9 protein-coding genes and 1 pseudogene are annotated in these 14,079 nt (G+C 66.7%); 7 read left to right on the top strand and 3 right to left on the bottom strand.

Annotation, left to right across the window (positions count from 1 at the left end; translation table 11 throughout):
• The first annotated feature begins 334 nt into the window (after positions 1 to 334).
• Both ACVWYP_RS03740 and ACVWYP_RS03735 read left to right on the top strand, forming a co-directional pair.
• A complete protein-coding gene (locus tag ACVWYP_RS03740) occupies positions 335 to 1,690 on the top strand; it encodes an HlyD family efflux transporter periplasmic adaptor subunit (protein WP_304497789.1) in 1,356 nt (451 codons plus the stop codon).
• Positions 1,687 to 3,633 (top strand): glycosyltransferase, encoded by a 1,947-nt coding sequence (locus ACVWYP_RS03735; RefSeq protein ID WP_304497788.1) that lies wholly within the window; start codon positions 1,687 to 1,689, stop codon positions 3,631 to 3,633. Before ACVWYP_RS03740 ends, ACVWYP_RS03735 begins: the two co-directional genes overlap by 4 nt.
• 242 nt (positions 3,634 to 3,875) lie before the next feature.
• On the opposite strand, the gene ACVWYP_RS03730 is transcribed toward ACVWYP_RS03735, so the two are convergent.
• On the bottom strand, positions 3,876 to 6,674 hold the full coding sequence (locus ACVWYP_RS03730) for a [protein-PII] uridylyltransferase (protein ID WP_456683985.1): 2,799 nt from the start codon (positions 6,672 to 6,674) through the stop codon (positions 3,876 to 3,878).
• Between the two features lie 198 nt (positions 6,675 to 6,872).
• Here ACVWYP_RS03730 and ACVWYP_RS03725 point away from each other — a divergent pair, with 198 nt between their 5' ends.
• The 5 genes from ACVWYP_RS03725 to ACVWYP_RS03705 all read left to right on the top strand — a co-directional run bounded on the left by ACVWYP_RS03725 (position 6,873) and on the right by ACVWYP_RS03705 (position 11,087).
• Complete coding sequence (locus tag ACVWYP_RS03725; RefSeq protein WP_304497786.1) at positions 6,873 to 7,847, top strand: aliphatic sulfonate ABC transporter substrate-binding protein; 975 nt, start codon at positions 6,873 to 6,875, stop codon at positions 7,845 to 7,847.
• Positions 7,848 to 7,958: 111 nt separating this feature from the next.
• Complete coding sequence (locus ACVWYP_RS03720; protein WP_304500428.1) at positions 7,959 to 8,792, top strand: ABC transporter permease; 834 nt, start codon at positions 7,959 to 7,961, stop codon at positions 8,790 to 8,792.
• Positions 8,792 to 9,577, top strand: coding sequence for an ABC transporter ATP-binding protein (locus tag ACVWYP_RS03715; RefSeq protein WP_304497785.1), 786 nt, complete (start codon positions 8,792 to 8,794; stop codon positions 9,575 to 9,577). Before ACVWYP_RS03720 ends, ACVWYP_RS03715 begins: the two co-directional genes overlap by 1 nt.
• Positions 9,578 to 9,633: 56 nt before the next feature.
• Positions 9,634 to 10,143: an OsmC family protein gene (locus ACVWYP_RS03710; protein ID WP_304497784.1), complete on the top strand. Its 510-nt coding sequence runs from the start codon at positions 9,634 to 9,636 to the stop codon at positions 10,141 to 10,143.
• Positions 10,144 to 10,283: 140 nt separating this feature from the next.
• Positions 10,284 to 11,087 (top strand): hypothetical protein, encoded by an 804-nt coding sequence (locus ACVWYP_RS03705; protein WP_304497783.1) that lies wholly within the window; start codon positions 10,284 to 10,286, stop codon positions 11,085 to 11,087.
• Positions 11,088 to 11,347: 260 nt separating this feature from the next.
• Here the strand turns inward: ACVWYP_RS03705 and mutS are convergent, their stop codons facing one another.
• Entirely contained in the window at positions 11,348 to 12,577 is a 1,230-nt protein-coding gene (gene mutS / locus ACVWYP_RS03700) for a DNA mismatch repair protein MutS (protein WP_456683984.1), read from the bottom strand.
• Positions 12,567 to 14,000 (bottom strand): annotated as a pseudogene (locus ACVWYP_RS03695) (MutS N-terminal domain-containing protein); the annotation flags it as partial. The pseudogene ACVWYP_RS03695 and the gene mutS, both read right to left, overlap by 11 nt.
• Positions 14,001 to 14,079: the final 79 nt, after the last annotated feature.

The raw sequence follows: 14,079 nt of genomic DNA, 5'->3' as shown, positions 1-14,079 counted from the left end.
GCTGGCTGCTCACGCCTGGGTCGCGCAAGACGGGTCCGATCACAGCCTCCGTGAGAGCCCGGAATCCATTCCCCGCCTAGCCCCGGCCTGATGGATTCCGGGCTCAGTCCCGCAGGCGCCTCAGCTGCGCAATGGCGCACCGGGAACGACCCGCCGACGGCGCGGCTCCCGCGCGAGGGTCCCGACCACGGCAAATTGCGGCAATTTTTTCGAAAGATGCCCCCTTCGCTTTAGCCGCTTTTGAAGCACCTGATTATTGGATCTGTCCGGCAACGGCATCGCTCTGCAGAGCTGTGCGTTGGTTCGCGCACTGACAGATCAGGGGCCGGTCATCATGAATCAGGCACAGCAGCACAAGCCGTTTCCCGAAGACAACAATTCCGTCGCCAGGGAAGAGGCCGAGGGCGCACGGGGATTGCAGCGCGATCTGCAGGAACGGCTGCAGCCGGAGCATGATGAGCCGATCAGCGATAGCGGTCCCCATCCCGAAGCGCCCGCCGGCTCGGGCCGGATGGTTCGCCGCCTGCTCAAGGTCGGCATCGGCCTTGCCATCGTCGCCGTCTTCGGATGGTTGCCGCTCAGGGCCGTGTTGCAGACCTCGAGCGTGGAGGCCGTGGTCAATGCCAGGATCGTGACCTTGCGGTCGCCGATCGACGGCACCGTGAGCGCGAAGCCGCAGAAATCCACGCAGCTCAGCGTGGTTCGCGAGGGCGATGCGATCCTTCATGTCGTCAATGCGCGCGGCGATCGTGCGCGGCTCGATGATCTCCGGCGACAGATGTCCCGGTTGGAAAATGAGCGCCCGAGTCTGGCCGCCAAGCTTGCGGCCGCCGAGACGGCGCAACAGGATCTTGCCCGCCAGGCCAGCCAGTTCCGTGACGGCCGCATCCTCCAGCTCGAGGCCCGGATCGCCGAAATCCAGACCGCGATCGAGGCCGCCGCCGCGCGGCGGGAGGAGGCCGTGGCCGCCGTCGAGCGGGCGTCGTCGCTGATCAAATCGGGCAGCGTGTCGACGGTCGAAATGGCTCGCCTGACGCGCGAGCAGGCGATCTCGCAGCAGACCGAAATCGGCGCTCGACGGCGCCTCGACGCCGCCAAGGTCGAGCTCACCGCGGCAAGGAACGGCACCTATCTCGGCGACAGCTACAATGACCGGCCGAGCTCCGTGCAGCGCGAGGAGGAGATGCGCCAGCGCGTCAGCGACCTGCGCGCCGATCTGGCGCATGCCGATGCCGAGATCGACTGGCTGACCCACGAGATCGCCGCCGAGCAGCTGCACTACGTCAACCGGGCCGAAGCCGACATCAAGGCCCCGGTCGGCGGCCGCATCTGGGAGATGATGACCTCGCCTGGCGAGGACGTCAGGGCCGGGCAGCCCTTGCTCAAGCTGCTCGACTGCAGCGGCGCGGTGGTCACGGCGAACGTCACCGAGAGCGTCTACAACGGGCTGAAGCTCGGCGAGCAGGCGAGCTTCGAGCCGAACGACGGCAGCGCCGCGCTCCAGGGCGAGATCGTCAATCTCACCGGCGCGTCGGGCGCGCCCGCGAACCTTGCGATCAATCCGGATGCGCTGAACAAGGAACCCTATCGGGTCACTGTCTCGATGCCGGCGCTCGACACCACGGGCAAGGATTGCGCGGTCGGCCGCACCGGACGTGTGGTGTTCAACGCGGACGCGGCAAAGTCATGATGGCGGCATTTGCGCCCGGGCTGGTCGCCTTCGGCGCCTGTCTTGCAATCCTGCCCCTGCTCCACCGCGAGCAGACCCTGGCCCGCGTCATGATGACCGGCATGTCGTTCGTCCTGCTGGTCCACTATTTCGCGTGGCGGGTAACCCACACCTTGCCGCCTCCGGGCCTCACCGCCGATGCGCTGGTCGGCTATCCCTTCGTTGCGGCCGAGGCGGCCTCGATGATCGCGGTGTGCCTGTCGCTGCTGTTCCTCAGCCGGACCATCGACCGCTCACCCGAGGTCAATGCGATCCTGCGTCGATCCAGAGCGAGCGCGGCCGCGCCGCTCGTCGACGTCTTCATCTGCACCTACAATGAGGAGAAGGCGATCCTGGAGCGCACCATCATCGGCGCGACCGGGCTGGACTATCCGAACTACCGCGTCTGGGTGCTCGACGACGGGCGGCGGCTCTGGCTGCGCCGGCTCGCCCAGGAACTCGGCTGCAACTATCTGGCCCGCCCGGACAACCGCCACGCCAAGGCCGGCAACATCAATCATGCGCTCCAGCACGTTTCCGGGCTGGCCGAGCGGCCGGAGTTCATCTCGATCCTCGATGCGGATTTTGTCCCGATGCCGGATTTCCTGACCCGGGCGATGAGCCTGATGCAGGACGGCAGCGTCGGCGTCGTGCAGACACCGCAGCATTTCATCAACCCGGATCCGATCCAGACCAATCTCGCGGCGACCGATGTATGGCCCGACGAGCAGCGCTTCTTCTTCGATATCCTGATGCCGGCCAAGGATGCCTGGGACACGGCGTTCTGCTGCGGCACCTCGTCGCTGATCCGCTTCTCCGGCCTGATGCAGATCGGCGGCTTCCCGACCGATTCGGTGACGGAGGATTACCTCGTCACGCTGCGCCTGAAGGAGAAGGGATTGCGCACGGTCTATCTGAACGAGCGCCTGACCATCGGCCTCGCGCCGGAGGGACTGAAGGAATACATCACGCAGCGCGGTCGCTGGTGTCTCGGTTTCATGCAGATCTTCCGCGGCCGTAGCGGGCCGTTCTCGCGGCAATCGAAGCTTGCCTTCATGGACCGGCTGTCGCTGGTCGACGCCTTCATGAGCTGGGCGGCGGTCTACAGCACCAAGGTTTTCGGCCTGGTCGTGCCGTGGCTTTATCTGCTGTTCGGGATCAAGGCGGTCCATGCCGACCTGTTCGAGCTGCTGAAATATTTCCTGCCGTTCTATGTCTGGCACGCCTTCACGATGGCCTGGATCTCGCGCGGCCGCTCGCTCGCGATCATGACCGACGTGTCGCAATACATCGCGGCGCCCGCGGTGTTGAAGGCGGTCGTGACCGGCCTCGCCAGGCCGCAGGGCCACAAGTTCAAGGTGACGGCCAAGGGCGGCGATCGCAACCGCCGCTTCATCGAATGGCCGCTGCTGCGGCTCTATGGCGCTGCCCTGCTGATCACGCTGCTGGCGATCGCCTATGCCTTCATCCTGCACCTGCGTGGCGACAGCATTGCCTATGGCGGGCTGGCGCTGGCCTGGAGCCTGTACAATTGCGTCGTGCTCGCGATCGTGTGCTTCATCTGCATCGAGCAGCCGCGGCGCCGCAAGGCCGAGCGGTTCGAACGCGACGAGCCGATCCTGATCCATCAGGACAGCGAGATGCGCTTGATCCGGATGGCCGACATCTCGATCTCGGGCGCGCGCTTCATCGATCCTGTCCCGCCCGCCATCGGCTCCCTGATCAAATGCAATGTCTACGGACAGAACGTGGCCGCGACCGTGGTCCGGCGCACCCGCGACGGCTTCGGCGTCCGCTTCGAGGATGCGGTGGCGACGCGGGTCAATGTCGTGCGCGCATTCTATGCCGGCGAATATGTCCGCGCTTTCCAAGGCGTGCGCGCGGCGCCGGTCGGCAAGGCCCTGCTGATGCGGCTGTTCGGTTGATCCGCGGGAGTCGGGGCTTCGCTCTTTCGGTGGAAACGGCTTTCGATCCCGTCATCCCCGCGCAAAGGCTTCGCCTTTGTCGCTGGAGGAGCGCGGAACGCGCGTCTCGAAGGATCGACGGCCCGGTCGCTTCGGCACACTCCCACTCTCTTGCGGAAAGAACGTGGCCGTCGATCCTTCGAGACGGCCGCTGCGCGGCCTCCTCAGGATGACGGTGTTGCACGCCCCCCCTACGCCTTGATCTACGCCGCCGGCTTCGCCGCCTGGTCCTCGCTCGACAACAGATGCAGCAGCGCGCTCTTGATTGCGGCCTGCCGGGTCGGCGCCGTGATCTGGGCGCCGAGCAGGTCGGTGACATAGAACACGTCGCGGGCGCGCTCGCCGAAGGTCGCGACATGCGCCGAGGCGATGTTGAGGTTGAGCTTCGAGATCGCGGTCGTGAGCTGGTAGAGCAGGCCGGGCCGGTCGAGCCCGGAGACCTCGATCACGGTGTAGCGGTCGGACCACTGGTTGTTGATGGTGACTTCGGGCTCGACGATGAACGGCCGCGCCTTGCTGCGCACCGCCCGCTTCGCCACCGCCTCGGGCAGCCGCAGCTTGCCTTCCAGCACATGCTCGATCATCTCGCCGATCCGCGTCGCGCGGCGGCCCTCGTCCTCGTCGCGGTCGTATTCGCGCGAGATCGAGATGGTGTCGAGCGCGCGGCCGTCGGTCGTGGTGTAGATCTGGGCGTCGACGATGTTGGCGCCGGCAGAGGCGCAGGCGCCGGCGATGATCGACAACAGCCAGGGATGGTCGGTCGCCAGGATCGTCAGCTCGGTGACGGCGCGGACCTCGTCGAAGCCGACATTGATCGCGAGCTTGTGGCCGGCCTGCTCGCTGGCGCGGATGAAGCGGGCCTGGCGGATCTTGCGCGGCAGCTCGACCTTGAGCCAGTAGGCGGGGTAATGCCGGCCGATATAGGCGTTGAGCTCGGCCTCCGGCCATTCGGTGAAGGCGCGGCGGAATTCGGCTTGCGCCACCGCGATGCGCTGGGCGCGGTTGACCTCGGAGAAGCCGCCGGTCAGCACCGGTTCGGTCTCGTAATACAGCGTTCGCAACAGCTGCGCCTTCCAGCCGTTCCACACGCCCGGGCCGACGCCACGGATGTCGGCGGTGGTCAGGATCGTGAGCAGCTTCATCTGCTCGACCGACTGCACCACGGCGGCGAAATTCTCGATCGTCTTGCGGTCCGACAGGTCGCGCGATTGCGCCACCGTCGACATCGTCAAATGCTCCTCGATCAACCACGCCACCAGCTCGGTGTCGGCCGCCGAGAAGCCGAGCCGCGGGCACAGCCGCCGCGCCACCTTGGCGCCGGCGATCGAATGGTCTTCCGGCCGGCCCTTGGCGATGTCGTGCAGCAGGGTCGCGATGTAGATCACCGGGCGGTGCTCGGGGCGGATCTTGCGGAACAGGTCGCTGGCGACCGTGAACTCCTCGTTGCCGCCGCGCTCGATGTCCTGCAGGAAGCCGATGCAGCGGAGCAGATGCTCGTCCACCGTGTAGTGGTGGTACATGTTGAACTGCATCATCGACACGATCTTGCCGAAGGCGCGGATGAAGTGGCCGAGCACGCCGGTCTCGTTCATCCGCCGCAGCACGATCTCCGCGTTGTCGGAGGTCAGGATCTCCATGAACAGGCGGTTGGCTTCGTCGTTCTCGCGCAGCTGGGTGTTGATCAGCTTGAGCGAGCGCGTCACCGTGCGCATCGCATCGGGGTGGAAGGCGAGGTTGTTCAGCTGCGCGAGGCGGAAGATCCTGATCAGATTGACCGGATCGTGCTTGAACACGTCGGGTGCCGCGAGGTTGATGCGGTTGTTGTCGACGATAAAGTCGTCGCTGCCGTTCACCCGCCGCCGCTTGGTGCCGGGCCGCAGCCGCGCCACCATCCGGCTCAGCACCGGTGCCGGCTTGTTGTGCTCTTCCTCGAGCTTGGCGCACAGGATCGCGGTGAGGTCGCCGACGTCCTTGGCGATCAGGAAGTAGTGCTTCATGAAGCGCTCGACGTCCTGCATGCCGGGATGCGAGGTGTAGCCGAGGCGGACCGCGATCTCGCGCTGCATGTCGAATGACAGCCGTTCCTCGGCGCGTCCGGCGAAGAAGTGCAGATTGCAGCGCACCGACCACAGGAAGTCGGCGCAGCGGCGGAAGGTGCGGTATTCCTGCGCGTCGAACACGCCGCGTTCCAGCAGCTCGTCGGTCTCGCGCACGCGGTAGACGTATTTGGCGATCCAGAACAGCGTGTGCAGGTCGCGCAGCCCGCCCTTGCCGTCCTTGACGTTGGGCTCGACCAGATAGCGCGACTGGCCGGCGCGGCGGTGCCGCTCCTCGCGCTCGGCGAGCTTGGCGGTGACGAATTCCGACGCGGTGCCCTGCACCACTTCCTTGTCGAAGCGCTCGACCAGCTCGTCATAAAGCGGCTGGTCGCCGGTCAGGAACCTGGTCTCCAGGATCGCGGTGCGGATCGTCATGTCGCCGCGCGCCTGACGGATCGATTCATCGACCGAGCGCGTGGCGTGGCCGACCTTCAGCCCCATGTCCCAGAGGCAATAGAGAATGGCCTCGGCAACCTGTTCGCCCCAGGCGGTCTGCTTGTAGGGCAGGATGAACAACAGATCGATGTCGGACTCCGGCGCCATCAGCCCGCGGCCATAGCCGCCGGTCGCCACCACGGCCATGCGTTCGGCGCCCGATGGGATCGGCGAGTGGTAGAGATGACGGGTCGCCGCCGCGTAGAGGATGCGGATGATCTCGTCCTGCACGAAGCAGAGCCGTTCGGCGCAGCGGCGGCCGTGACGGTCCTTCAGCAGTAGCGCCTGCGCCGTGGCGCGTGCCGCGATCAGCTCGGCCTTGAGCAGCTGCGCCATCGCGGCGCGGAACTGGTCCTCGCGGCCGGCGTGCTGTTCGGCAAGTGCATTGACCGCCGCGGTGATCCGAACGGTCCGACGCTCGAAACGATCATCCGCTTCAGGGCGGGCCTCGGCTACGACGCTGTCCATAGGTTCATCCGATATCGGACAGAGCTGTTGCTGTCACTGACCAAAGTATAAGGACAGCGGCTCCATGCTCTCTCCACGACGCTTTGAGCAAGATCGTTCTCGCGCCATCCCGTAAAGGGTAGAGATTTTCTCGTTGACCGCAAGGCTAACTCATTGAAATAAAAGATTGTTTCATAATCTGATCGAGGGGGTCGACGAATGCAAAAATTTTCCCGGCGCACGTTCGCAGCGCTGCTCGCGGTCTCGACCTTGCTGTCTGGCGCGGCGCGTGCCGCCGACGCGCTGAAGGAGATCCGGATCGACTGGGCGACCTACAATCCGGTGTCGATGGTCCTGAAGCAGAAGGGCCTCCTGGAGAAGGAGTTCGCCAAGGACGGCATCAACATCGTCTGGGTGCAGTCGGCCGGCTCCAACAAGGCGCTCGAATTCCTCAACGCCGGTTCGATCGATCTCGGCTCGACCGCGGGCTCGGCCGCGCTGGTCGCGAAGATCAACGGCAACCCGATCAAGTCGATCTATGTCTATTCGCGTCCGGAATGGACCGCGCTGGTCACGACCAGGGATTCCAAGATCGCGTCCGTCGCCGATCTCAAGGGCAAGCGCGTCGCGGTGACGCGTGGCACCGATCCGCACATCTTCCTGGTTCGTGCGCTGCTCGGCGCCGGCCTCACCGAAAAGGACATCACGCCGGTGCTGTTGCAGCATGCGGACGGCAAGACCGCGCTGATCCGCGGCGACGTCGACGCCTGGGCCGGCCTCGATCCGATGATGGCGCAGGCGGAGGTCGAGGACGGCGCAAAACTGTTCTACCGCAAGGCGGAAGCCAACACCTGGGGCATCCTCAATGTCCGCGAGGAGTTCCTGAAGGCGCATCCGGATATCGTCCGCCGCGTGCTCGCGACTTACGAGGAAGCGCGGAAATATTCGCTGGCCAACTATGACGAGCTGAAGAAGACCTTCATCGCGGTCACCAAGCTGCCGGATGCCGTGGTCGACAAGCAGCTCAAGGAGCGCACCGAGCTGACCCACAGCCGGATTGGCGCCCCGCAGCGCGAATCGATCCTCGCCGCCGGCCTCGCCTTGCAGCAGGCGGGCGTGATCGACGCCAAGACCGACGTCAAGGCCGCGCTGGATTCCTTGATCGACGATCAGGTCGCGCTGCCGACCAACTAACCACCGCCGTCAAACTAACCACGTCGTCCCGGCGAAAGCCGGGACGACGTGGATGGAGTTGGGCGGGCGCCACCTTGCAATCCCGCCGGAAGAATAGTTCTTGCTATGGCCATGACCGTTGACCTGCCCGCGCTGGAACAGACGGCCCCGACCGGTGCGCCGGCGCGGTGGTCGCGCCATGCGCGCCCGGTGCTCGGGCTCGCGCTGCCGGTCGCACTCGCGCTGGGCTGGGAACTCGTCGTCTTTCTCGGCTATTCCAACGGCCGCCTGGTGCCGCCGCCGTCGAAGGTGTTCGAAACCATCGTGGAGCTCGCCAGGAGCGGCGAGCTGTCGCGCCACATCCTCGCGACGCTGTGGCGCGTCGGCGCGGGCTTTGCGCTCGGCGTTGTCGCCGGCACTATCATGGGTGCGATCTCCGGCTACTGGGATTTCGCCAAGCGGCTGCTTGACCCGACGGTGCAGGCCTTGCGCGCGATCCCCTCGCTCGCCTGGGTCCCGTTGTTCGTGCTCTGGCTCGGCATTTTCGAGACCTCGAAGGTCGCGCTGATCGCGGTCGGCGTGTTCTTTCCGATCTATCTCGGCGTGATGGGCGCGATCCTCTCGGTCGATCGCAAGGTGGTCGAGGTAGGCCGCGTGTTCCGTCTCTCCGGACCGGCGATGATCCGCCGCATCCTGTTGCCCGCGGTGCTTCCGGCTTATGTGGTGGCGCTGCGGGTCGGGCTTGGTTTGGGGTGGATGTTCGTGGTCGCGGCCGAACTGATCGGCGCGTCCGAAGGCCTCGGCTACCTTCTGCTCGACGGCCAGCAGCTCGGCAAGCCGGCGCAGATCCTCGCCGCGATCGTGATCTTCGCGATCCTCGGCAAGACCACCGACTGGCTGATCGAGGTTGCGGCCGCGCCGCTGCTGCGCTGGCAGGACGCGTTCGGCGCGCGGGGAGGGCAGTGATGCTGGCGCTGAAGGAAGTCGGCAAGACCTATCCGAACGGCGTCCACGCGCTGGAGCGCTTCTCGGCCGAGATTGCGCCCGGCGAGATCATCGCGATCATCGGCGGCTCCGGTTGCGGCAAGTCGACGCTGCTGCGCGCCATCGCCGGCCTCGATCGTGCCAGCACGGGCAGCGTGACGCTCGACAATGCGGTGATCACCTCGCCGCACGCCAAGATCGGGATCATCTTCCAGGAGCCGCGGCTGCTGCCCTGGCTCAGCGTCGCCGACAATATCGGCTTCGGCCTCGCCGACCTTCCGGCCGAGGCGAGGCGCGCGCGCGTCGCGGCGGCGCTCGCCCGCGTCGGCCTTGCCGACAAGGCCGCGGCCTGGCCGCGCGAACTGTCCGGCGGCCAGGCGCAGCGGGTCGCGATCGCCCGCGCACTGGTGCCGCAGCCCGAAGTGCTGCTGCTCGATGAGCCGTTCTCGGCGCTCGATGCCTTCACGCGGCGCGATCTGCAGGATCATCTGCTCGATCTGTGGGCGGACACCCGGCCGACCCTGATCCTGGTCACCCACGACGTCGACGAGGCCGTGGTGCTGGCCGACCGCGTGCTGGTAATGCGGCCGCGGCCGGGCCGGCTGTTCGAGGAGATCATCATCAACCTGGCGCGGCCGCGCGACCGCAAATCGGAGCTGTTCGACACCTTCAAGCGCCGCGTGCTGACCGCGCTCGACCGCTCGCTCGACCGTTCGGTGCGGGACGTCACGGACAAATCGAGCGCCGGCGAGGCGATGTGGTGGTGACATCGGCGCGTTAAGGCCTTACATCGGCATAAAGAAGAATAGCCGGGAGCAGACCCATGGACTCCGCCGAACTCCGCGCAATGCAGGCTCCGATCAAGGAGCGCTACAAGACCGACCCCCAGGCCGCCGTGATCACGCTGAAGGCCAAGGGCTCGATCGACAATGAGAGCATCGCCTGCAAGGTCGAGACCGGCCGTGCGCTCGCGATCGCTGGCCTCCACCCCGCTACCGGCGGCTCCGGGCTCGAGCTTTGCTCCGGCGACATGCTGCTGGAAGCGCTGGTCGCCTGTGCCGGTGTCACGCTGAAGTCGGTTGCGACCGCCGTCGAGGTGCCGCTGAAGGTCGGCAACGTCCTCGCCGAAGGCGATCTCGATTTCCGCGGCACGCTCGGCGTCGACAAGGAGACCCCGGTCGGCTTCCGCGAAATCCGCCTCCGCTTCGAGATCGGCACCGACGCGCCGCAGGACAAGCTCGACCTCTTGCTGAAACTCACTGAGCGCTATTGCGTGGTCTATCAGACCATCAAGAACGGCCCGAAGGTGTCGGTCACGATGCAACGGGTGTAGCCGCATTCACCAGTGTCGTCCCGGCGAAAGCCGGGACCCATACGCCGTGTCTTCTCGATTCAAGCCCCGCTGCCCGACGGCTTTCGCTCCCAACGAATAGTCGTGGTTATGGGTCCCGGCCTTCGCCGGGACGACACTCAATGTCCCCCGAACTCCACTTCGTCCTGATCCTCGTGCTGCGCATGGCGGTGGCGGCCGCATTCGTGGTCAGCGCGTCCATCATCACGGAGCGTTCGGGACCGGTGATCGGCGCGCTGATCGCAACCCTGCCGATCTCGGCCGGGCCGTCCTACACCTTCCTCGCGCTCGACCATGACGCCGCCTTCATCGCCGAGGGCGCGCTGGCGAGCCTGCCGGTCAACGCCGCCACGATCTATATGGGCCTGACCTACGCCGTGCTGGCGCAGCGCTTCAGCATGTGGATCAGCGCGGGCAGCGCGATCGCGGTGTGGCTGGTGCTCGCCACCATCATCCGCCAGTTCGAGTGGTCGCTCGCCGCCGGGCTGATCGTCAATGCCATCACCTTTGCGATCTGCATCCCGCTGCTCCGGCCCTATCGGCACGTCGCGAAAATGCCGCTGATCGCGCGGCGCTGGTACGACATTCCGCTGCGCGCCGCGCTGGTCGCTAGCCTGGTCGGCACCGTGGTCACGGCGTCAGGCTGGGTCGGCCCGCGCGTCACCGGCGTGATGGCGCTGTTTCCGATTGTATTTTCCTCGATGATGCTGATCCTGCATCCGCGCATCGGCGGCCCCGCAACCGCCGCCGTGCTCGCCAACAGCGCCTGGGGCCTGATGGGCTTTGGCCTCGGGGTTGCAGTGCTGCACGTCGCTGTGCTGCACTTCGGCTCGCCCATCGGCCTCGCTTGCGCGCTCGCCACCTGCATCGCCTGGAATCTGGCGCTGTGGCAGATCGGGCGGAGGAAGAGTGGGAAGACGTCTTGACCTCCCCTTGAAAAGGGGAGGTCGCTTTGCTCGGCAGAGCAAAGCGGGTGGGGATCTGCTCTCTCCGCAAACAGCGTCGTCTGCGGCTGACCCCCATCCCGACCTTCCCCCTTTCAGAAGGAGAAGGATGATCCGTGGCCCGGATGAAGCCAACGGGTCGCGCGAACGCGCGCCCGATGACGGGCTCCGCGCAATCCGGGGCGGTCGTGCAACGGAGAGCGCGTTCCCGGATTTCGCTTCGCTGCATCCGGGCTACGGGGCTACTGCTTCGGCAGCTTCGCCCTTAGCGCATACAGTGCGTCCAGCGCCTCGCGCGGCGACATCTCGTCGGGGTGCAGCGCCTTCACCGCCTCGACCAGCAGATCGGCCTCGCTCGGCGGCTTGTCCTCGCTGGCGGCGCGGGAGGGGACGGCGAACAGCGGCAGATCGTCGACCAAAGCGCGCGCGGTCTGGCCGCGGTCCTGCGCCTCGAGTTTGGCCAGCACCGATTTGGCGCGCGTGATCACGGCCGGCGGCAGGCCGGCGAGTTTTGCGACCTGGATGCCGTAGGAGCGGTCGGCGGAGCCCGGCAGTACCTCGTGCAGGAACACGACGTCGCCCTGCCACTCCTTGACCCGCACCGTGGCGTTGAACATCCGCGGCAGTTTCGCCGAAAGCGCGGTCAACTCGTGATAATGCGTCGCGAACAGCGTGCGGCAGCGGTTGCCCTCATGCAGATGCTCGATCGCGGCCCAGGCGATCGACAACCCGTCGAAGGTCGCCGTGCCGCGGCCGATCTCGTCGAGGATCACCAGCGACCGCTCGCTGGCCTGGTTCAGGATCACTGCGGTCTCGACCATCTCGACCATGAAGGTCGAGCGTCCCCGCGCCAGGTCGTCGGCGGCGCCGACCCGCGAGAACAGCCGGTCGACGATGCCGAGCCGCGCCCGCGACGCCGGCACGTAAGAGCCGATCTGTGCCAAGAGCGCGATCAGCGCATTCTGGCGCAGGAAGGTCGACTTACCCGCCATGTTCGGACCGGTGATCAGCCAGAGCTGGCCGGATTTTTGTGCGGGCGCCGGCGACAGGTCGCAGGCATTGGCAATGAACGGCTGGCCATCGCGCTTCAGCGCCTGCTCGACCACCGGGTGCCGTCCGCCCTCGATCGCAAATCCGAGCGAGCCGTCAACGTCGGGCCGCACGTAATTGTCGTCGATCGCAAGTTTGGCCAATGACGTCGCGACGTCGAGCATCGCAAAGGCATGCGCGGCGTTGCGCAGATCGTCGCTGGCGGCGAGCGCCATTGCGCTGAGCCGCTCGAAGATCTCGAGTTCGAGATTGAGCGCGCGCTCGCCGGCATTGGCGATCTTGGCTTCGGTCTCGCCGAGCTCTGCGGTGGTGAAGCGGACCTGCCCGGCCAGCGTCTGGCGATGGATGAAGGTCGCATTCAGCGGCGGCGCGAACAGCTTGTCGCCGTGCTGCGCGGTGACCTCGACGAAATATCCGAGCACATTGTTGTGCCGGATCTTCAGCGTCTTGATGCCGGTGTCCTCGGCGGTAGCGCGCCTGCATCGCGGCGACGACGAGGCGCGAGGCGTCGCGCAAATTGCGGCTTTCGTCGAGCGCGGCCTCATAGCCCTCGCGGACGAAGCCGCCGTCGCGCTTGATCAGCGGAAGCTGCTCGGAGAGCGCGCGGGAAAATTCCTGCGCCAGATCGCGCGAGGGACGCTGCAAGGCCGCCATCACGGTGGAGACCTCGGCCGGCGGATTGGACAGCTGCGCCAGCAGCTCCAGCGCCTGGTCGGCGGCGAGGATGCCGTCGCGGAGGTTCGCGAGATCGCGCGGGCCGCCGCGGCCGACCGAGAGCCGCGCCAGCGCGCGCGACATGTCGGGCGCCGCGCGCAGCACGGTCCTGATGTCCTCGCGCGCCGCGGAATCCTCAACGAAGGCCGAGACCGCATCGAGCCGCCGCGCGATCACGGCGACATCGGTCAGCGGCGCGGCAAGGCGCTGCGCCAAGAGGCGCGAACCCGCCGCGGTGACGGTGCAGTCGATCGCATCGAGCAGCGAGCCACGGCGTTCGCCGGCCAGCGTGCGCGTCAGTTCGAGATTGGCGCGGGTCGCCGGATCGATCGCCATCGTTGTGCCGGCGGCCTCGCGCGCCGGCGGCGACAGCGGCGGACGCTTGCCGACCTGGGTGCGGTCGATATAGGTGACGGCCGCGGCGGCGGCGGTCGCTTCCAGCCGCGACATCGCCGACAGGCCGTCCATGGTCGCGACCGCGAAATAGTCGCACAGCCGGCGCTCGGCGGTGGCGCTGTCGAACACGTCGCGGGTCAGCGGCGTCACCGACGGCAGCTCGCGCAAGGTCGGCGCCAGCTCGCTGTCGCTGTAGAGCGCATCGGTGACGATGGCCTCGTTCGGATTGATGCGCGCCAGCGTCGCCGCGAGCTCCGCGGGCGAACACTCCGTCACCATGAATTCGGAGGTCGAGATGTCGATCCAGGCGAGCCCGAGCCGGTCGGCGCCGGCCGAGCCGCGGGCGCGCGCGATCGCGATCAAATAATTGTTGGTGCGGGCGTCGAGCAGCGTGTCTTCGGTCAGCGTGCCCGGCGTCACCAGCCGCACCACGCCGCGGCGGACCACGCTCTTGTTGCCGCGGGCTTTGGCCTCCGCGGGATTTTCCGTCTGCTCGCACACCGCGACACGATGTCCGGCGCCGATCAGGCGATGCAGGTAATCCTCGGAGCGCTCGACCGGCACGCCGCACATCGGGATGTCCATGCCCTGGTGCTTGCCGCGCTTGGTCAGCACGATGCCGAGCGTCCGGGAGGCGATCTCGGCATCCTCAAAGAACAATTCGTAGAAGTCGCCCATCCGGTAGAACAGCAGCAGGCCGGGATGGGCGGCCTTGATCTCCAGGTACTGTTCCATCATCGGCGTGACGCGCGACGGCGCCTCGGCGGCAGTGGCTTCGGGCGGAACGGGGATGGGCTGCTGAATGGTCATGAGG

This window comes from Bradyrhizobium sp. USDA 3262 (assembly GCF_054060035.1).
The sequence above is the reverse complement of the archived record's forward strand: the minus strand, read 5'-3'. Positions and strand labels throughout refer to the sequence as shown.